The 18,228-nt window shown below is 56.4% G+C and carries 15 protein-coding genes; 8 read left to right on the top strand and 7 right to left on the bottom strand.

What is annotated here, in order from left to right; all coding sequences use genetic code 11:
* Positions 1–4: 4 nt before the first annotated feature.
* The 3 genes from mrdA to DFP90_RS04920 are packed head-to-tail and all read left to right on the top strand — an operon-like array spanning position 5 to position 3,686.
* Positions 5–1,897: a penicillin-binding protein 2 gene (mrdA, locus tag DFP90_RS04930; protein ID WP_115935259.1), complete on the top strand. Its 1,893-nt coding sequence runs from the start codon at positions 5–7 to the stop codon at positions 1,895–1,897.
* Complete coding sequence (rodA, locus tag DFP90_RS04925; RefSeq protein WP_115935258.1) at positions 1,897–3,051, top strand: rod shape-determining protein RodA; 1,155 nt, start codon at positions 1,897–1,899, stop codon at positions 3,049–3,051. The genes mrdA and rodA overlap by 1 nt, the downstream gene beginning before the upstream one ends.
* A gap of 5 nt (positions 3,052–3,056) precedes the next feature.
* Positions 3,057–3,686, top strand: a complete 630-nt coding sequence (locus DFP90_RS04920; RefSeq protein WP_115935257.1) for a tetratricopeptide repeat protein — start codon at positions 3,057–3,059, stop codon at positions 3,684–3,686.
* On the opposite strand, the gene DFP90_RS04915 is transcribed toward DFP90_RS04920, so the two are convergent.
* The 5 genes from DFP90_RS04915 to DFP90_RS04895 all read right to left on the bottom strand — a co-directional run bounded on the left by DFP90_RS04915 (position 3,673) and on the right by DFP90_RS04895 (position 8,563).
* The gene (locus DFP90_RS04915; protein ID WP_218044569.1) at positions 3,673–4,278 is read right to left on the bottom strand and encodes a hypothetical protein; all 606 of its coding nucleotides are present in this window, start codon (positions 4,276–4,278) and stop codon (positions 3,673–3,675) included. The two genes, DFP90_RS04920 and DFP90_RS04915, sit on opposite strands and share 14 nt — an antisense overlap.
* A gap of 117 nt (positions 4,279–4,395) precedes the next feature.
* A complete protein-coding gene (locus DFP90_RS04910; RefSeq protein ID WP_115935256.1) occupies positions 4,396–5,205 on the bottom strand; it encodes an ABC transporter permease in 810 nt (269 codons plus the stop codon).
* 21 nt (positions 5,206–5,226) lie between these two features.
* Complete coding sequence (locus DFP90_RS04905; protein ID WP_245956965.1) at positions 5,227–6,270, bottom strand: ABC transporter permease; 1,044 nt, start codon at positions 6,268–6,270, stop codon at positions 5,227–5,229.
* Positions 6,257–7,342, bottom strand: coding sequence for an ABC transporter ATP-binding protein (locus DFP90_RS04900; RefSeq protein WP_115935255.1), 1,086 nt, complete (start codon positions 7,340–7,342; stop codon positions 6,257–6,259). Before DFP90_RS04900 ends, DFP90_RS04905 begins: the two co-directional genes overlap by 14 nt.
* Before the next feature lie 105 nt (positions 7,343–7,447).
* Complete coding sequence (locus DFP90_RS04895) at positions 7,448–8,563, bottom strand: extracellular solute-binding protein (RefSeq protein WP_115935254.1); 1,116 nt, start codon at positions 8,561–8,563, stop codon at positions 7,448–7,450.
* A 411-nt stretch (positions 8,564–8,974) separates the two neighbouring features.
* Between DFP90_RS04895 and DFP90_RS04890 the strand changes: the two genes are divergently transcribed.
* From DFP90_RS04890 to DFP90_RS04870, 5 genes are all read left to right on the top strand, one after another.
* Positions 8,975–10,048 (top strand): AAA family ATPase, encoded by a 1,074-nt coding sequence (locus tag DFP90_RS04890; RefSeq protein WP_147300935.1) that lies wholly within the window; start codon positions 8,975–8,977, stop codon positions 10,046–10,048.
* A 67-nt stretch (positions 10,049–10,115) separates the two neighbouring features.
* On the top strand, positions 10,116–11,231 hold the full coding sequence (locus tag DFP90_RS04885; protein ID WP_115935252.1) for a hypothetical protein: 1,116 nt from the start codon (positions 10,116–10,118) through the stop codon (positions 11,229–11,231).
* A 26-nt stretch (positions 11,232–11,257) separates the two neighbouring features.
* Positions 11,258–13,207: an AAA family ATPase gene (locus DFP90_RS04880; RefSeq protein WP_115935251.1), complete on the top strand. Its 1,950-nt coding sequence runs from the start codon at positions 11,258–11,260 to the stop codon at positions 13,205–13,207.
* An 8-nt stretch (positions 13,208–13,215) separates the two neighbouring features.
* Positions 13,216–14,505, top strand: a complete 1,290-nt coding sequence (locus DFP90_RS04875; RefSeq protein ID WP_115935250.1) for a DUF6638 family protein — start codon at positions 13,216–13,218, stop codon at positions 14,503–14,505.
* A 16-nt stretch (positions 14,506–14,521) separates the two neighbouring features.
* On the top strand, positions 14,522–15,241 hold the full coding sequence (locus tag DFP90_RS04870) for a DUF1523 family protein (protein WP_115935249.1): 720 nt from the start codon (positions 14,522–14,524) through the stop codon (positions 15,239–15,241).
* 10 nt (positions 15,242–15,251) lie between these two features.
* Here the strand turns inward: DFP90_RS04870 and DFP90_RS04865 are convergent, their stop codons facing one another.
* Together DFP90_RS04865 and DFP90_RS04860 are read right to left on the bottom strand one after the other, a co-directional pair.
* Positions 15,252–16,532, bottom strand: coding sequence for an HlyD family type I secretion periplasmic adaptor subunit (locus DFP90_RS04865; RefSeq protein WP_115935248.1), 1,281 nt, complete (start codon positions 16,530–16,532; stop codon positions 15,252–15,254).
* Positions 16,529–18,223: an ATP-binding cassette domain-containing protein gene (locus DFP90_RS04860; RefSeq protein WP_115935247.1), complete on the bottom strand. Its 1,695-nt coding sequence runs from the start codon at positions 18,221–18,223 to the stop codon at positions 16,529–16,531. The genes DFP90_RS04865 and DFP90_RS04860 overlap by 4 nt, the downstream gene beginning before the upstream one ends.
* Positions 18,224–18,228: the final 5 nt, after the last annotated feature.

The following is an 18,228-nucleotide window of genomic DNA, read 5'->3' as shown; positions in this document are numbered from 1 at the left end:
AATCATGAAGCGCGAAAAAGATCGCGCCAGACAGTTTAATCGACGGGCGGCATTGCTGCTGGGCGGGAAATTCGTGCTGATGAGCGGCCTTGCGGCCCGCATGTATTATCTTCAGGTGATAGAAACCGACCGCTACAAAATGATGGCCGATGACAATCGGATCAATCTGCGCCTGCTGCCGCCGCCCCGCGGTTTTATCCTGGACCGGAACGGCGACTATCTGGCGATCAATATCCAAAACTACCGGATCATCCTGGTACGTGAGCAGGCGGAAAATGCCTCCTCTGTGCCGGAAGTCCTGGCCAGGCTGGGCCAATTGATTGATCTGGAGGATCATGAATACCGGCGGGTGCTGAAGGAGGTTGAGCGCCGGCGGGCCTTTGTGCCGGTAACGGTGCGTGAAAACCTGTCCTGGGAAGAGGTGAGCCGTATTGGCGTGAATACGCCTGAGCTGCCCGGTGTTACGATAGATGTTGGCCAGACACGTCACTATCCCTATGGCCCGACCATGGCGCATGTGCTGGGCTATGTTGCCGCGGTTTCGGAAAAAGACAACCGGGACGACCCCCTGTTGCAGCTGCCGGGATTCAAAGTCGGCAAGCGCGGTGTGGAACGCTATTATGATCTGGCATTGCGCGGTCAGGGCGGTACCAGCAAGGTTGAGGTCAATGCCTTGGGCCGTGTCATCCGGGAGCTGGAACGCAATGAAGGTCAGCCGGGCCATGAGCTACGGTTAAGCCTGGATATGCGCCTGCAGGATTATATCGGCAATCGGGTTGCGGACGAGAAGGCGGCCTCTGTGGTCGTTATGGATGTCCATAATGGTGAAGTGTTGGGCCTGGTTTCAACGCCATCCTTTAACCCTAACGCCTTTAGTGAGGGGTTGAGCACAGAAGAATGGAAAGCGCTGCAGAATAACCCTTATAAGCCGCTGTCCAACAAAACCATCGCCGGCCAATATGCGCCCGGTTCCACTTTCAAGATGTCGGTTGCGCTGGCGGCGCTGGATCATGGCATCAGTCCGGATCATCGGGTTTTCTGTCCGGGTCATATGGATCTTGGCAACCATCGGTTCCATTGCTGGAAACGCCATGGCCACGGTTGGATGAATATGACCGATGCGATCCGGGAATCCTGTGACGTATGGTTTTATGAAGTGGGCATGAAGGTCGGGATTGAAAAAATCGCGGCCATGGCCCGCAAGCTGGGGCTTGGCGATAAAACAGGTCTGGATCTGCATGGTGAGCGGGCGGGTTTGATCCCGGACAAAGCGTGGAAAGAGCGTGCGATCGGTGAACGCTGGCAGGGCGGGGAAACCGTGATTGCCGCCATCGGCCAGGGCTATGTCCTGACCACACCGTTGCAGCTGGCGGTCATGACCGCCCGCATGGTGAATGGTGGCAAGGCGGTTGTGCCGCACTTGACCAAGCAGAAGTTTGAAGGCCGGGATTTGCTCGATTCCAACTGGGTGCCTGAATTTGAAGATCTGGGCATACCTAAGAAGCATCTTGATATCGTCTTGCGCGGCATGGATGAAGTGGTCAACCATCCGCGCGGCACCGCCAATTCGGCGGCCATTAAAGAAGACGGCACTGAAATGGGCGGCAAAACCGGCACGGCCCAGGTCCGCAGGATCAGCGAGGCGGAGCGGAAATCGGGCATCCTGAAAGGGGAGGATATTTCCTGGCGGTTGCGCGACCATGGTTTATTTGTCGGATTTGCGCCGGTGGACAATCCGCGCTTTGCGATTTCCGTGGTGGTGGAGCATGGCGGCGGATCCAAGGCGGCCATCCCCATAGCAAAGGATGTGATGGTTGAAGTTCAGCGCCTGATGGGAAGCGCACAATCCAGTGAAGCAGAACCACGGCCGCATTATCTCAATAAGAAGGAAGGGTGATGGCTGGCTCGCTCGGCGACTATCGACAGCAGGAGATGTCCCTCTCACAGAAATTGTGGCAGGTGAATTGGGGCTTGTTGCTGCTGATCACTATGATTGCCTGTGTCGGTTTCGGCATGCTCTATTCCGCGGCCAATGGAAGTTGGGACCCGTGGGCGAGCCGTCAGATGCTGCGGTTTGGCGTTGGGCTGGTCCTGATGCTGGTCATTGCCTTGATTGATATCCGCCATTGGTTGCGTTTTGCCTATCTGCTTTATGCGGTTGGTTTTGTCCTGCTGATCGGGGTGGAGTTTTTTGGGACCCAGGGAATGGGGGCTAAACGCTGGCTTGATTTCGCGGTTTTCCGTGTTCAGCCTTCCGAAGTGATGAAAATTGCCATGGTTTTGGCGCTGGCGCGCTATTTCCATGGGGTCGCGCAAGAGGAAATCGGTCGACCCAGCCGATTGATCATGCCCATTTTGATGGTGATCCTGCCCGTGTTGCTGATCCTGCGCCAACCGGATCTGGGCACGGCCCTGATGCTGGTGATCGGCAGTGGTGTGGTATTTTTCCTGGCCGGTGTGCGCTGGTGGAAATTTGCGCTTGTGATCGCGGCGGCGCTTGGATCCCTGCCGGTTGCCTGGCAATTCCTGCGCGATTATCAAAAACAGCGCGTGCTTACATTCATGGACCCTGAGAGAGACCCGCTGGGAGCCGGGTATCATATCACTCAGTCGAAAATTGCCATGGGATCGGGCGGGGTTTTTGGCAAAGGTTTCATTCAGGGCACGCAAAGCCATTTGAGTTTCCTGCCGGAAAAACAAACGGATTTCATCTTCACCATGCTGGCGGAAGAGTTTGGCCTTGTGGGCGGTGTGACGCTGATGGGCCTCTATTTTCTATTGATGGTCTACGGGCTTGCCATTGCGGTGCAGAGCCGAAGCCAGTACGGGCGGCTGGTGGCGTTGGGGCTGACCACGACGGTGTCGCTTTATGTGTTCATCAATATCGCCATGGTGATGGGGGTGATCCCGGTGGTGGGGGTGCCGCTGCCGCTGGTCTCCAACGGTGGTACGGCGATGATGACGGTCCTGATTGCCTTTGGCCTGATAATGAATGTCTATATTCATCGTGAGGTTAAAATCTCACGCCGCTGGTCGGATCCCTTGGCCTGACCCCAATGGCTGGGACTTTGGAAAAACTGGCGAAGGTCACGGCCCAGGCTGTCGAGGCCCATCAGGCCGGGCAATCCGACAAGGCGGAACGCCTGTTCCGGAAAGCGGCTGCCATGAAGCCACCGCAGCCCCAGGCGCTTTATAACCTGGGTGTGTTCTTACGCCAGGCCGGTAAACCCCGCGAAGCCCTTGCAGCGTTCAACAAGGTTTTGACCGCCAGCCCCGATCATCTGGGCGCGTTGGTTGAGAGCGGCTTTGCGCGCTTGTCCCTAAGTGATATCGAACTTGCCGTCGGCCTGTTTTCCCAGGCGCTGGAGATATCGCCTGAGGACCCGGACGCCCTGGCAGGCCTTGCGCAATCCGCCTTTCAGGCCGGAGACTGGGAGCGCTCTGTGGCGGGGTATGAAAATCTGGCGCGTCAAACAGGGCTTGGGGAAGAAGCGCAATTGATCCGTATTCGAGCGTTGTTGGAGACTGGCAGGGCGGATCAGGCCCGCTCGCTTGTAACAATGCTGGGGCAAGCCCGTCCGGCCCTTGCCGGTGACCTGTTGAAGGCGGTCACCCGCCGGGCGCGGGGTGGTTTTTCCCTGAATGAGGAAAAACTGGCAAACGAGCTGGGGATCAGCGTTTCTTAGCGCGGAATTTTTTACGATAGCCGCCAGGGGCGGATGACAAGATTTCCAGCGTCTCTTCAAACCGGCAGGCATCTCCATCGGTCAATGTGCCAAATGCCGCCTCCACGGCGCGCGGCACCAGCCAGATATGGGCAACCGGTGTGCCTTTGGGCAATTTGCCGGAAAATGCCTGGTCTTTCCAGACGGCCGGAAAATGGGTCAGGCCATGGGTAAAATGATCGGCATCCACCAGCCCGGTTAAGGTTTGAAAGGGCAGATCCGGCCGGTTGGCCGGATGGGAAAACAGAATGGAGAAACCCTCCGGCGCTTCCACGGCCCAGAAGTTGGAAAATTTCAGATAAGCCTCGCCATCCTGAGCCAGCGGTGATCCCGTGGCCTGGGCGCTGACATGCAGCCCCAAAGGGGATCGATGCAGCTGTTCAAACCGGGTTGGCGGCAAGTCCCAGTCCCAGGAAAAATGCCCATCTTTTACTTCAATATCGGCCATCAGCGGCATCAACCAGCCCGATCCCATGGCATCTAGGAAGGGCGGGCATTGTTTGACGGTGCGCACCTCCTCCCCAATCAGCGCGCTCTTGGCGTTCGCCGGCATTTCTTTCAACCACTCTGGCAGGCCTTTGGCGGCCGGAAGGGGACGGGGCAAAATATCCGCCCATTCCGGGGGGCAGCGGAAAGTGATGGTCAGGGGCAAGGTTGGCTCCGGTTTTGATCAGGCGGTGGCCAGCTTGCGCTGGCGCTCTTTTTCCTTTTGCAGAACATAGAGGCTGGCAGCAATCACTGTAAAGATCACGAAGATCACCCCGATCACATTGATCACCGGGCTGAGGCCAAAGCGGAAGCGCGATCCGATCTCTGTCACCAGGGTCCAGTCCCCGCCAATGGCAAAGACAGTGGTGTTGTAGTTTTCAATGGATTGCAGGAAGGCGATCACGGCCGCTGTGATGATGGTCGGCATCAGGAAGGGGATGGTGATCCGTCGGAAGACCATGAAGTTGGATGCCCCCAGATCCAGGGCGGCTTCTTCCAGGACCCGGTCCTGGCGCTGCAATCTTGCCATGAACATCAACATGGAATAACTGGCGATGAAGCTGGATTGCGCGATGATGGTCAGCAACAGGCCGCCCGGCACGTTAAACCGACCCCAGAAGATCAGGGTGGAAATGCCCAGGATGATGCCCGGCATCAGCAAGGGCGACACGAGCAAGGCATAAAGCAGGTTGTTATAGCGCCCTTCCAATCGGGTCAGGACGAAGGCACCGGCCAGTCCCAAGGGCAGCGACAGCACAATCACGCCCAACGCCACAATGATGGAATTTGCAATCCCCTTCAGAATGCGGTCGTCATTGGCCAGCTCGCCAAACCATTTGAGCGTCCAGCCCTTCCATTGGGTGACCGAGGGATAGTCATAGGCGTTGAAGGCGGCAAGCGACATCACTAGCAGAGGTGCAAAGAGATACAGGAAAAAGAAGCCGATATAGACATTCAAAATGATGTCGGAAAGGCTGCGGGATTTGGTCATTTTCTTCTCCTCCCCTCGCGCTTATTTCGCAATATCGCGGATGCCGACTTTGAAGCTCTTCATCATAATCAGAATGAAGGCCAGGCAGACGATCACCAGGCTGAAGGAATAGGCGGCCCCTGTATTCCAATTCTGGCTCTCGAAAAACTGCCGGTAGATCAGCTGGCTGAACCAGTCACCGGATTTGCCCCGGGTCATGATCTGAGGAACGGAATAGGAGCCGACGGACAGCATGAAGGTCATGATGCAGCCGACCGCAATGCCGGGTTTGGCATGGGGGATCACGATACGCATATGGGTTTTCCAGGTGGAAGCACCTAGATCTTTGGCGGCTTCCAACTGGTTTTTGTCCAGCGTCTCGACCGTGTTGTAGATCGGGAAAATCATGAACAATACATAGGCATAAATCAGCGCGACAAAGACCGATCCAGGGTTTTCCAGGAAGGGAACCCAGGTCTTGGCCTCGAAACTGACCAGGCCCAGCCAGGCAAGCGCGCTGTTGATAACCCCTTGATAGTCGAGGATCATCAGCCAGGCATAAACCCGCAACAGCTCGTTAATGGCATAGGGAATGATCAGGCCCAGCATCATTAGAGCGGCCTTGTATGGGGTGGCCAGTTTGGCGATGGTGAAGGCCATCGGATAGCAGACGACCAGCGCCAGCACGGTCACCATCAGCGCAAAGACGATGCTTTTCAGGAAGATGGTGAAATGCAGCTCCGACATCTTGGTGTAATTGTGGATGCCATAGATCTTAGGCGGTTCGGTCTCTTGCGCTTCCAGGGCCGCGATCTGCGCTTTCAGTGCGTCAATGCGGGTCTGGAATTCTGCACGGACTTTCTCGGTCTTGGCGGCTTTCAGGTCATATTCCACCAGCCCCATCTCCGAATAGGCCCGGTCGATCTTCATGCCCAACTGGTCATCCCGGTCGATATGCCAGAGCGAATGCTCGATCATGAAGGCCTGCGGCAGCGCGATCATCACCAACAGCCAGAAAGCGGTCAGGCAGACGAACAGGCTGGTGAGTGGCTTGCCGTAGGATCGGATCAGACTATGCATCGTCATTCACCTCGCCACTGGCCATGACAACGGCGTCATCGGCATTGAAACCCAGTTGGATCGGTCCATCGAAGCCGTTATGCAGCCGCAGGTTCGCTTCATGAACGATGAAGGGGTTGTCGCCCAGGCGGAAATGCAGGTTGACGAAGGCCCCTTCCAGGTCACGCCGTTCAAACCGGGCATCAAAGGCATTGTCGGGTGTGGTGCCGTTGACGATGGCGGCCCGCTCCGGGCGCACGAATAGCATGGCGCTGTTGCCGGGTTTCAGGCTGTCCTGGTTGCGGCCCCGGAAAATGCCATGGGCGGTTTCGATCTGGGCAAAATCCTTATCCGCATTGGTGACACGCCCGGGCAGGACATTGTTTTCGCCGACAAAGGTGGCGACAAATGGGGTCAATGGCTTGGAATAGATGTCATCGGTGCGTCCAACCTGTTCGATCACGCCGTTTTTCATTACCGCAATCCGGTCGGACATGGTCAAGGCCTCGCCCTGGTCATGGGTGATGAAGATGAAAGTAACGCCGGTTTTGCGCTGGATTTCCTTCAACTCCGCGCGCATATGCTGCCGAAGCTTCAGATCCAGAGCGGATAGCGGCTCGTCCAGCAGCAGCACGGAAGGCTCCACCGCCAAGGCCCTGGCGATGGCGACGCGCTGGCGCTGGCCACCGGATAATTCGGAGGGTTTTTTCATTTCCTGGCCGCTGAGGCCAACGAGCGCCAGCAATTCATAGGCCTTATTCCGGCGGGTTTTCTTGTCAATGCCACGGGCTTCCAGGCCAAAAGCGACATTTTCCCAGTTGGACATCAGGGGGAACAAAGCCAGATTCTGGAAGATCAGCGCGGTCGGCCGTTTGTTCGGTCCCTTGCCGGTCATATCCTCGCCCCCGATCAGGACGCGGCCTTCGCTGGGCTCCATGAAGCCGGAAACCATGCGCAAGATAGTGGTCTTGCCGCAGCCGGACGGTCCAAGGACCGAGAAAAATTCGCCTGCATTGACCTCCAGGTTGGTTTGGTGAACGGCGGTAAAATCGCCAAAGCGCATCACCACATTTTCCAGCTGAACATTCTTGCCGCGCATGCCTGGCCTCTATCGATAAATGAATAAAAGAAAGAAATGAGAAAGATTAATCAAAATGGGCGGGACCCGGAGGCCCCACCCATTTCCCATGAGATCCAAGCCCGGTTAGGCGTTGGTGATCTTCTCAACAAATTCCTGACGGACCGGCGCGAAGAACGGGGTATCCGCCTGCCACCACCACAGATTGGACAGGGTGTCGGCATTGTAGACTTCGTTGAACTGTTTCTTATATTCAGCACCGGCAAAGTCGGCGGCGCCTTTGACAGCGGAATTATAGCCGGTGTTGGCGGCGAACATGCCGGCCATGCGCGGCTCCAGCATGGCGTTGATGAAGGCATAGGCCTGATCAACGTTTTCCGCGCCACTGGTCACACCCATGCTGTCCATCCAGGTGATGCCGCCTTCTTTCGGCATGCGGTATTTCCATTTGGAATCTTCCCGGTTCAGCAGCAGGCCGGTGGTGTCCCAGGTCTGGCCGATGGTGGCTCCCGCATCGGTGAAGGCGGCGGTGGCTTCGGTCGCGTTGTTCCAGAAAGCGGCAATATTCTGTTTGCGCTCCAGGATGAACTTGGTGCAGGCACCCCAGACACGGCGGGCATCATCTTCGGATTTATAGACGTCGAGCATGCGGTTGGAGGGGACCTCACCGATGGCATCCAGATACAGGCCAACGCCCATGATCACGGATTTCTGACGGAAGGCGGCAGCGCCCGTTGCGTCCGGTGCCCACATGGAACCGAAGGACACATCGCCATCGGCCATCGGCATTTTGGCGGAATCGAAGGTGATCGCCTCGGTGCCCCAATCGAATGGCAGCAGATAGCGCTTGCCGCGATACTGGGCGCCCAGATTGATGGAATCGCGCACCATGGACGGGATGATATTGTCCATGTTGACCTTGCTCTCATCCAGCGGGGCCAGCAACTGGTCCGGGTAATAGCTGGGGCCGTTGGTCACCGAGGGGAAAATCACGTCGAAACCCTTGCCGCCGGCAGCGCGCAGCTTGTTTTCGGCTTCGTCGTTGGAACCGAAAGTGGACAGGTTCACCTTGATGCCGGTGGCGGCTTCGAATTTCTGGATCATATTGTCCTGAACATAATCGCCCCAGGCGAAAACATTGACCTGGCCGGAAGAGGCCAGGGCATCATGGGCGCGCAGGACTGCCGGCATGGCAACGGCGGCGGCGGCCCCTTTCAGGACGGTGCGTCGGGTGAAGGTCATTTCGGATACTCCGTTTGAATTATGTCATAAAACCCCTGCGCCGGTTTTTATGTGGAGTCCGAGACAGATGCGTGACGCTTGGGCGAATTTTCTGTGGCGCGGCAGTGAAGCTTTGGTAAAGAAATCGAAACAGCAGCTATGATGCTATCAATTGAATTTATGGCTGTGGGGAAATTTGCAATCATATCAATGGCCGAATGACGGCCCCAATCTTGAAACTGATAAGCTGTCTTTCCATATAAAAAGGGTCGGAAAGGTTGCATTCATTGAATTTGCTTGATGTTCGCTAGGCTGCTTGCATAATCGGTATGCCGATTCTGCTGAAAGAACGATCCGGGCATTTTCGGCGGCTTTTTTGACTGGCTCCATGAGCCGGGAATGAGGGTGAGACACTTTTTTGGGGGGATGGTGATGAGCCAGATCAATCAGCAAATCATTTCTAAAATCGAATCTGAATTTAATACCTATGTCGATAAACAGACCAAGGTGGACGACGCCTTGGAACAGGTTGCCAACAAGGTCGACCAGGGTTTGGGCATCAATATTGATATTGAACAGGCGACCCTGGATGACGTGCATACCAATCAGGACGTTTTGAATGCCAATATCGCGGAACTGATTGTTCATCTTGATAAGGTGACTAACAAATTCGGTGATACCTTCTCGGATATGAAGGCTAAAACTTTTTCCGAGAAATTTGTTGGTTTCTTCAGCAAGAACGCTTCTGATTCCATGCGGGAAAAGCGGATCCGCACCACGGATATCCAGAGCAACCTCAATGACCTGATCGATAAGTCGAACCGCATTGAGAGTATTCTGGTCAATCAGCGCGACGTTCTGGATACGCGTTTGAACCGGGCGTCGGAAAACCTGAAAACCATCATGCAGACCCGCGAGGAGCGCGAGGTTGAACTGAAGAATGTCGGTGCGGAAATTCGGGATCTGGAACCGCAGCTGACCCGTATGGATGAAAAAGTGGCCGCAGCCACCGACCCGGCGGAGCGTACCGCGCTGGAATCCGAACAGCAGGCGCTGAACGAGAAATACAACACGCTAGTGAACAAGGAAAAGGAGCTGATCGCGGTTTCCCAGAGCCTGGATAATTATATCCGTAAGTTCCAGGTCGGCGTGAACAGCCTTCAGGATCAGTTGAGCAATGTCTCGGTGATGATTTCCAAGATTCGGATCGACACGGAACAGCGTTCGATCCTCTATGATGATCTGGCGACTTCCCTGCGGACCGCACAGCAGCAGGATATTGCGCATAAGCTGAATGATATCGGCACGGCGGTTGATAATGAAGCAACGGTTACGATGGCTGCGGTCGGCGCGGCCAGCAACCAGCGCATGGCCAGCATGTTGGAAGCTCATGCGGGCACCATGGCAACCAACCAGGAGATCCTGGAGCGTAAACGCCGTGCGGATGACGCTTTCATGCGTCGCATGTCGGCGGTTTTGGAAAAACACGCGACCAACAGCTACTGATGCAGCTGCCAATATATGCTGATCGGCGGGGCTGTGCCATGGCGCCATCCCGCCGGGGGGCGGCGGAATGACTCTGGAAAAGCTCTCGGATAACCGGCAGGTCAGGGCCTATTTCTTCAAGTTCGGGCAGATTGTCGATCATTTGATCGACATGGCGGCCCGGGAAAATGAGGAAGGTCAGGATGACGGGTTTGATCTGGCCATTCTGGATTGCCTTAAGCGCCTCTCCAAGACGTTTGACGCGCTGACCCTGAAATACCTGTTTGCCGGTTTGGATGCCTGCTGGGTGGAAAAACCACTGAGCCTGGATGTTAAGGATTCCGGATTTCCCTTTTTCACGGAAATTCTGGAGATGGAAAATGACCGGGTGCAGGCGCGTAAAGTGCTGGAAGAAATGCCGGACGCCGGTACGCTGCGCCAGGATATGGTGGATTTCATCCTGAAATATAAATCCACGCCCCATGACCTGCGAGCGGCCATGGCCAAACGGGCCTATTTCCAGAATTTGGCCGGGGGCGGGCATTTTTATTGCCGGAATCAACCAACAATTCAGCGGATCAACCCGGATTGCCTGCCATCAGGTGAATTGCGCGGGGCGTTATACCTGGTGACATGGTCGGTTTATGATTCAAGCCGAAATCAGCCGGTGATCTATCTGATGGTTCTGGATGACAGCGGCAAAAAACCGATTCTGGAGGATGAGGAACGGCTGGCGGCCTTCAAGGCTCATATCATGAACCAATCAATGTCGACCCTGAAACTGCTGACCATTGCGCAGGGGGTGGATAAAGATTTTGCCGATCTGCATCCCAAGATGATGAAACGCCTGTTTATCGGGCCAATCTATTCAAACGCCTTTACCACGCATGGCGATCGTTTGTCCCATTTCCTGGGGAAATCAGATTTTGGGGGCAACAGCTGGTTGATGAGCTGGACCGTGGAAACGCTGATATCTGAACGCTCCGAGATGAGCAAATCCGGATTGTTCGGCAGCCAGCCGAAGGAAATCTATCACATCCCTACGGAAGACCTTGCGGCCAGCGCATCCGGGGCAACCCGCGTGGACCGGCGCGTGATCATGCCTTACGAGGTGCGGCAGTCCCTTGGGTCGGAAGAATGGCGCGTTCTGGATAACGCCCAGGTTTATGTGGTGGGCGAAGACAACATTGTCCTGCGTCTGTGACGCGGGGCTGACGGGGGAATTGAAATATGACAGCGAAAAACCTTGTTGAAATCCGCGAAGATGATGTGCACGAGCATTACGAAACCGCTTATGGTTTGCTGAAATCGGCTGCATTCGCAGGAGAAACAGGTAAAGCGGGCGAGACAGGCTCTGACGGGGGCTATCCGTTCCGGCGTTTGCGTAGCCCGGTTGCCGGGATGCCGAACCGCACGTCATCGGGCGGTAGCCGGGATGTAACGGCCAACCTGCTGGAGACGATTTCTGGCCTGGAGGCGGAAGACCCGCTTCATTCCGAAGTGCAAAATCATGTCCTGAGAGTTTTGCGTCGTGGTACTGCTTTGGCACTGGCCATGAACGACATGTATGGTAAGGCGACCGGTCTGGACCGCCTTAAAGACACGAATAAATTGGGCCGTTTGACCGATGCGGAACGCACGGACTATCGGGCGCGCCTGTCGTCCGCTGCGGCGATCAGCGGTTTTACGCTCTGTGCCTTTGCCCGCCATCAATTGACGGATTATCTGCCCGATTCCAAGTCTGTTCAAGTGCAGGTGAATCATCCGGATGGTATCAGCCTGGCCACCCCTATCGAGACGCTGGAGACGGTTCTGGGGGCGCTCGATGGCGCAATCCGTAAAGCGGCCAAGGATGATGTGACCCTGGTCCGGGTGGTCGAGGATTTTCTGCTCAAAGTGGCTGATGATATCCGTATGCGCCGGGACGGGCTGAAAGGGCTCGACCAGTTCGAGGGAAGCTGTTACCGGCTCGAAGCGGACAAGTTTGAAATCCAGGGGTTCCGGGTGGCCGAAAATAAGGGCCAGGCACCGCTCACAATGGCATTCAAGAAGCCGGAAGAAGTGATTGGGAACCATGTGGCCAAACATCAGATGATGAAGCTGGCCAAGATGCTGATGGCCTATGATTTTACCCGGCAGATGAATCCCTTTGCGGAACTGGGCGGCTTTGTCTTCACGTTCATGGGGGATGGCAAACCAGGAACCGGGAAAACCACCTTGATCCAAATGGCGGCAGGGTTAATGAGCGGCTATTGTGAGAATGCCGGTTATCCTTTTGTCTATCAGAATTTCTCAATTGATCAGATCGACAGCTATCAGGGCAAATCCGGACAGAATGCTCGCGATTTTGTGCGCGCGGTTCTGGATCCGACAGTGATTGGTTTTGGCACCATTGATGATATTGATCAGATCGCGGGTAAACGCGGTGACAAGCAGTCTTCAGCGGGCCAGCAGGAAGTGACCGCGGTTCTGATGGAGAGCTTTGCCGGTGCCAATACGGTCGTGCGCGGGAACTGTACTTTCGGAATGTTCTCGAACTATCCGGAAAATGTCGATGATGCCCTGCGCCAAAGGGCGGGTGGACGGTATCTGGTGGACGGTCCGCAGGACCGCGAGGATTATATTGATATCCTGGCCCTGCTATTGGGCAAGAACCATGACATTCCCGTAGGTGAGCATAATCTCTACGAGAATCAGGTGCTGAAGAAGGCCGTTGAAAAATCCTATGCTCAGCATGCAAAACCGCAGGAAGCGAAACTGTCCGATGTCTTTGAGACGGTGCGCGGCCAGGTCGGTGAACTGGATACGCTTGCCAAAATGGGCACCTATCTGAATGCGATTCGTGAAGCGGATGAGCGTTTCACCGGCCGGGCGATCAAGAATATCACCGATGCCGTGAAAATCCGGTCGATGGATGTGGAGCTGCCGGATGAATGGATGGAAAACCCCGATTTGTTCATGCGCCAGGACTATGATCGCAAACTGGCGATGATCAAGGAGATGATGGTGCCGATTACTCCGGAAATGGTGATCCAGGAAATCAACCGCTATGCGGACTCGGAATTCCGCTATGGGGCTTCCAGTGACGATGCGGCTGTATCGCAAATGGTTCGGGATATGGGGCTGCGTGATCGGGCCGCCCGGCAATATGCGGGCAATCACAATAGTGATGGGGTCTAGAGGCGTTCATGCACAGGCTTATTGAAAACAGGCTTCGTTTCGGTGGTCTGTTCCGTGTGGACCAGGCCCATTTGATCGAGCGCTATAACGCGGCATTGGAGGCGATCTGCGGCCGTCGAACCGAGCTTGAAGCCTTTGACCTTGATGCTATGGGGTATTCCCCGCAACTGGCCGAGGAATTTGAGGATGAGGATTATCTGGACCGGCATGGAATCAACCCGCATTTCATCCTGATCTCCACCAAACAGCGCAACCTGCCGGTCGTGCGGGGCTGGTTCTCGGCCTATGAAGCGATCATGAAAGCGTTTTGGGATGCAAATTTTGCCTCGCTCTTCACGCTGACCACCCTGACTGCGGTGCAGGGGATGATCCAGAACAACACTTATCGAGTGAATGCGCCTGAAGATCTGTTGGCAATCAACACCGTTCGGTTTGAATTGGATACGCCGGATGATTTGATCGATACGGCAGGGGCACTGGAACGGAATATCGACAAATTCGTAACCGTAAGCGATGCTTGGCTGGATGACGGGTTGGTGGAGGAAATGTGTGATCAGGCGCGCCTGGTTGGAGACATTCGACGCCAGCCGCTGGTACCATCTGAGCTTGTGTTTGAAAAAGGGCATTTCTATACCCAGCATTTCGGCGGCCTCTATGTCTTCCGCATCGATGGCGGCTATAGCCTCTTCAGCTTGGATCCGGCATTTGAGCCACCTAAATCCGTCAGCGGTTCGGATGTGGTCCATATTTCCATGCAGAATCGGGACGACGTGTTCAAATTCCTCCGGGATCATGACCTGGTAGAGCAGATTGGCGCGACATCCAGTCGTGAGAGGACCGCGGAAGCGGACCTCCGTTTCCTGGAACGCCGCCGTGACATGATGGTTCTGCTGCATATGGCGGATATGGGCGTGGTGGATGATTATGCGACCATTGATGAAACGGATCTGCGGCGGCATCTGGTGGAGCATGCAGAGGCGATGCCGGCGGAGGTCAGCTCGTTGGTTCTGGCTATCAAACAGTTGGAATCCGGTCGGCGGTTCTGGGTTTGGGATGTGCCCAGGGCCCATCGCAGCTATTTTCTGCGCGCGAGGAAAGGCGTTTTTGAGGATCTGGTCAATCAGATGCTCAGCCATCATTGCGAGCTGGACCCGCTATTCCTGTTCGCGACCAATAAACCACTTTTTTACAGCTTGTATGAGACTTGGCCCGAGAGCCGGAAGTCGATTTTAGTCGGCTATATCAAACAGCACTGGCTTGAGAACCGCACGGGAACTGCGGCGATCCTGTTTGAATGAGGGAGCTTGAAGCGAGATGAAAAATTCCAGGTTTTTTTGGATCGGGCTGTTTGTGCTGCTGTTCAGCGGACTGTTTGTGGCGGTGGATTTCTACCTGCCCCGGCCGGAGCTGGTGAAAATTACCGGTACCGACGTCAAACGCATGGATCGCAAATTCAATGAAGGTGCCATGGACCGGATCAAGGGCATCAACGAGAATGACCGTATTGACGTCGGCAAAACCCGGGATGTGCGTTTCATCTATGCCGAAACGATCGACGGTGGCACGCGGGTTTACCGGAATGAGGATACCGGCTGGGCGTTCCCCTGGTATTTCAAGTTTGATTCAGGTTCGGTCGCGTCCAAGGCGTCCGCTCTCTCCAACCGCGGTGCGGGTGATGCGCAGCGCTATGCGGTGGTGCGCACCTACGGCTGGCGGATTGAGGTATTGTCGATGTTCCCGAATGTGATAACGATCCGGGAATCCGACCATGCGGCCTTTACCTTCCCCATTGCCAAAACGATTGCCTATCTGCTGCTGGTCGGGTTGGCCCTGCTTCTGTTCCGATGGACTGCGCGTTTTCGCCGAACCCTCTCGGACGGGGTGGAGGAACTGGCGGAAACCGCATCGGACATGATGGATGGGGCCGGTGCCGCCATGGACCGGGCGGCGGATAGTTTCAAATCAGCTACGGACCGGCAATCGAAGCCCTCTCCCAAAGCCACGGTAGACCCGGAACGCTTTTTTAAGAAGTAAGCCGGTTCAATCAGCGTTCCCGGAACGCCTGGCCGCCGACCCCGAGAAAGGGTTCCAGCAGGTAATCCATGACGGTGCGGGTGCCGGTCTGGATACCCACATTGACCGTCATGCCGGGATAAAGCCGGTAGGTGATCTCATCGCGCCGGAAATGGTCGGCATCGGTCTGGATACGCACTTTGTAAAAGGGCTGGCCCGCTTCCGTGATCCAGGTATCGGGGCTGATGGTGGTCACGGTGCCGTTCAGGGCGGCAAAGCGCATGGCGTCACCTGATGCTAGGCGTACCTTGGCCGCCTGACCGGTGCGGACATAGCCGATATCGCCGGTCGGCAGGGCTGCCTCAATGACCAGCCGATCACCGGCCGGCACGATATCAGCCAGCGGATCACCGGGCTTCAAAACACCGCCAACGGTGACCCGATAGAGGGTTTTGACAATACCGTCGACCGGCGAACGCAAGACCGTTCGCTGTTGGCTGGCCTGGAATTTCTGTAGTCGTTGGGACAGTTCGTTGAAATTACGCTGGGCAAGCGCCCGAGTCTCGCGGGCATCTTTTTCAAAGCCGCTTTTAACCGCGGCCAGACGGGCCTGGGCTTCCTTGGCACCGGCCAGTGCTTTCTGGCGGGCCACCTGATCCTGGGTGATACGGCCGCGTAATTCCTGGGCTTCCTTCAATAGGCTCAGATGCTGGTAGCGGTTGGATAAGGCTTCGGCCAGCAATTCATCGGAAATCCGCACCTGTTCCTCGACCAGTTTCAGCTGAGCCGCCTGGTCGTTCAACCGCGCGCGGATCTGATCGGCTTCCAACTGGCGTTGCCGGATCAATTCATTGAGAACGGTAATCTCATCCTGCCGGTTGCGCAGGCGCGATTGAAACAGCGCCATCTGCCGTTCGATCAGTTGGGGATAGGCGGCGCGCATGATGTCTGGAAAAGCGGGAGAAGCTTCCTGGGACAGCTCCGCATCCAGGCGGATGATCTCCGCTTCCAAAGCGGTCAGCCGCACCTGTAGTTCGCCAAGATCTGCATCGGTCGCGGAGGATTCCAAAACAGCCAGAACCTGGCCCGCTTTCACCGCTTCACCTTCCCGCACCATGATTTCCTTCAGGACCCCGCCTTCCAGATGCTGGACTTGTTTGAGCTGGCTGCTGGGGATCACTTCGCCGCTGGCGAGGGCGACAATATCCAGCCGCCCGGTGGAGGCCCAGAAAACTGCGGCAGAGATGGCGGCAACCAAGAGCCAGAGCAACAGATGGGTCGGCAATGATGCTGTTGTCTGTTTTTTGCTCATGACCGGCTGGCCTCGTTGGCGGCCGGGCGGAGCAGTTTTTTGCCCGCCGTAGCCCTCAGGATCGGGGTTGGCTTATTATTCAGGTCCAGATGGTAATGGGCGGCCTGGGTAATCTTTTCATCCTGGCTGGCAATCAGAATGGTTTTTCCTGCAGACGTCAGATGGTTGAGGACCAGGTAGAGCGCTTCACGTCCTTTTGCATCCAGGCCTTCATCCGGTTCATCAAACAAGACTAAGGGGCCATCGGCCATCAGGGCGCGGGCCAGTGCCAGGCGTTTCCGGGTGCCGCGCGACAGGTTTCGGCCCCCCTGTTCCAGCCGGGTCGCCAACCCTTCCGGGCTTTGCTCGATGAAGGGACGCAGGCCGACCGTATCTATGATCATAGAGAGGCGAGCGGGATCTGCCTCCGGGGCATGCAGGCGCAAATTGTCGGTGATAGAGGCATCCAGGAATGCCGGTTCCTGTGGCATATAGCAGATCTGGCGGTGCCACCATTCCGGCATTACCTGCCGTAAATCCATGCCATCGGCGGTGATCCGGCCCCGTTCCGGCGGCAAAAGCCCGGCCACCAGCCGCAGGAAGGTGGTTTTTCCCGCACCGTTGTCGCCCTGCAGGATTAAAATGCTGCCCGGCTCCAAGGTCAGGTTGACGCCTTCGAACAGGGGGGACGCCTGGTTGGGATGGCGGTAGGCCATGTCGGCAAAGCCGATCTGACCGGAAAAGGGGCTTAGTGTGCTGCCCTGTTGGCGTTCCAGCGGCAGTTTTGCCAATTCCGCAACCAGGTTTCGGGCCTGGCGTGCCCGGGCAAGGCTGTCGGCCTGGGCAGCAAAGCGGTTGGCTTCAGCAAGTGCGCGGGCGGCTAGGATATTGATCCCAATAAGGGTGCCCAGCGCGAGTTCGGCTTGGACCACCATGGTGGCCCCGAGGCTGATGATGGCAATGGTCATGACCCCCTGGGCCGCCAAGGACAGGCCTTGCTGTCGTGATTTGGTCGCCGTGATCCGGCGGGTCAGGAAAGCCATCTCCTGATTGAGGCTGTCCCACAGACCGGCAACATACCCGACGGCATTGAAGGCGCGAACGGTGTCCGGACGATTGGTCAGACTGTCGGTCAATTCGTCCATGCGGGCGCGTTTTTTCATCAAGGCGGCCGTCGGTTTTTGCAGCAGAAGATAGCCGACATAGGATAGCAGCAAGACGGCGGCAATGAGAGTGGTCGCCACCAAAGCCAGCGGCGGGCTCAAGAGATAGATCCCCGCCAGGAACAGGATCAGGAAGGGCAGGTCCATCACACCCGCAAGCAGGGCCGGGCTGTAAACCAGGCGCAGGGTTTCGCCCGCGGCCAAAATCTGGCGGCGCATGCCGGCAGGAATGGCGCTGAGTGCCTGGTTGGTCACGCCTGCCATCTGCAGCATCAGGGCACGGCGGGTTTCCTCATCCCTCGGTTCGGTTACGGCAATGGCCAGACGGTTTCTGACCTGGCGGAACAGAAACTCAAAAACCAGAGCCATGGCGGCCCCCGCCACCAGTGTGACAAGGGTCGCATCCACGCCAAAGGCGACATAGCGGTTCAGGACCTGGATCACAAAGACCGGCCCTACAAGGGCCAGCAGGTTGATGAACAGGGACGCTACCAGCATCTCCAGGGAAGCCAGGGGATGCACGCGAAAATGGTTCAAGAGATAGAGCATCGGCG

It is taken from the genome of Aestuariispira insulae (assembly GCF_003385955.1).
Classification (GTDB): domain Bacteria; phylum Pseudomonadota; class Alphaproteobacteria; order UBA8366; family Aestuariispiraceae; genus Aestuariispira; species Aestuariispira insulae.
Note: the sequence above shows the minus strand (reverse complement) of the source record. Positions and strands in the feature narration are given on the sequence as shown.

Excerpts from the sequence above, each read along its gene's own strand:
- DFP90_RS04920 (WP_115935257.1), top strand. The coding sequence starts at position 3,057 with ATGGCTGGGACTTTGGAAAAACTGGCGAAGGTCACGGCCCAGGCTGTC.
- DFP90_RS04880 (WP_115935251.1), top strand. The coding sequence starts at position 11,258 with ATGACAGCGAAAAACCTTGTTGAAATCCGCGAAGATGATGTGCACGAG.
- DFP90_RS04885 (WP_115935252.1), top strand. The coding sequence starts at position 10,116 with ATGACTCTGGAAAAGCTCTCGGATAACCGGCAGGTCAGGGCCTATTTC.
- rodA (WP_115935258.1), top strand. The coding sequence starts at position 1,897 with ATGGCTGGCTCGCTCGGCGACTATCGACAGCAGGAGATGTCCCTCTCA.
- DFP90_RS04890 (WP_147300935.1), top strand. The coding sequence starts at position 8,975 with ATGAGCCAGATCAATCAGCAAATCATTTCTAAAATCGAATCTGAATTT.
- DFP90_RS04875 (WP_115935250.1), top strand. The coding sequence starts at position 13,216 with ATGCACAGGCTTATTGAAAACAGGCTTCGTTTCGGTGGTCTGTTCCGT.
- DFP90_RS04900 (WP_115935255.1), bottom strand. The coding sequence starts at position 7,342 with ATGCGCGGCAAGAATGTTCAGCTGGAAAATGTGGTGATGCGCTTTGGC.
- DFP90_RS04860 (WP_115935247.1), bottom strand. The coding sequence starts at position 18,223 with ATGCTCTATCTCTTGAACCATTTTCGCGTGCATCCCCTGGCTTCCCTG.
- DFP90_RS04905 (WP_245956965.1), bottom strand. The coding sequence starts at position 6,270 with ATGACGATGCATAGTCTGATCCGATCCTACGGCAAGCCACTCACCAGC.
- DFP90_RS04895 (WP_115935254.1), bottom strand. The coding sequence starts at position 8,563 with ATGACCTTCACCCGACGCACCGTCCTGAAAGGGGCCGCCGCCGCCGTT.
- DFP90_RS04915 (WP_218044569.1), bottom strand. The coding sequence starts at position 4,278 with ATGCCGGCGAACGCCAAGAGCGCGCTGATTGGGGAGGAGGTGCGCACC.
- DFP90_RS04865 (WP_115935248.1), bottom strand. The coding sequence starts at position 16,532 with ATGAGCAAAAAACAGACAACAGCATCATTGCCGACCCATCTGTTGCTC.
- DFP90_RS04870 (WP_115935249.1), top strand. The coding sequence starts at position 14,522 with ATGAAAAATTCCAGGTTTTTTTGGATCGGGCTGTTTGTGCTGCTGTTC.
- DFP90_RS04910 (WP_115935256.1), bottom strand. The coding sequence starts at position 5,205 with ATGACCAAATCCCGCAGCCTTTCCGACATCATTTTGAATGTCTATATC.
- mrdA (WP_115935259.1), top strand. The coding sequence starts at position 5 with ATGAAGCGCGAAAAAGATCGCGCCAGACAGTTTAATCGACGGGCGGCA.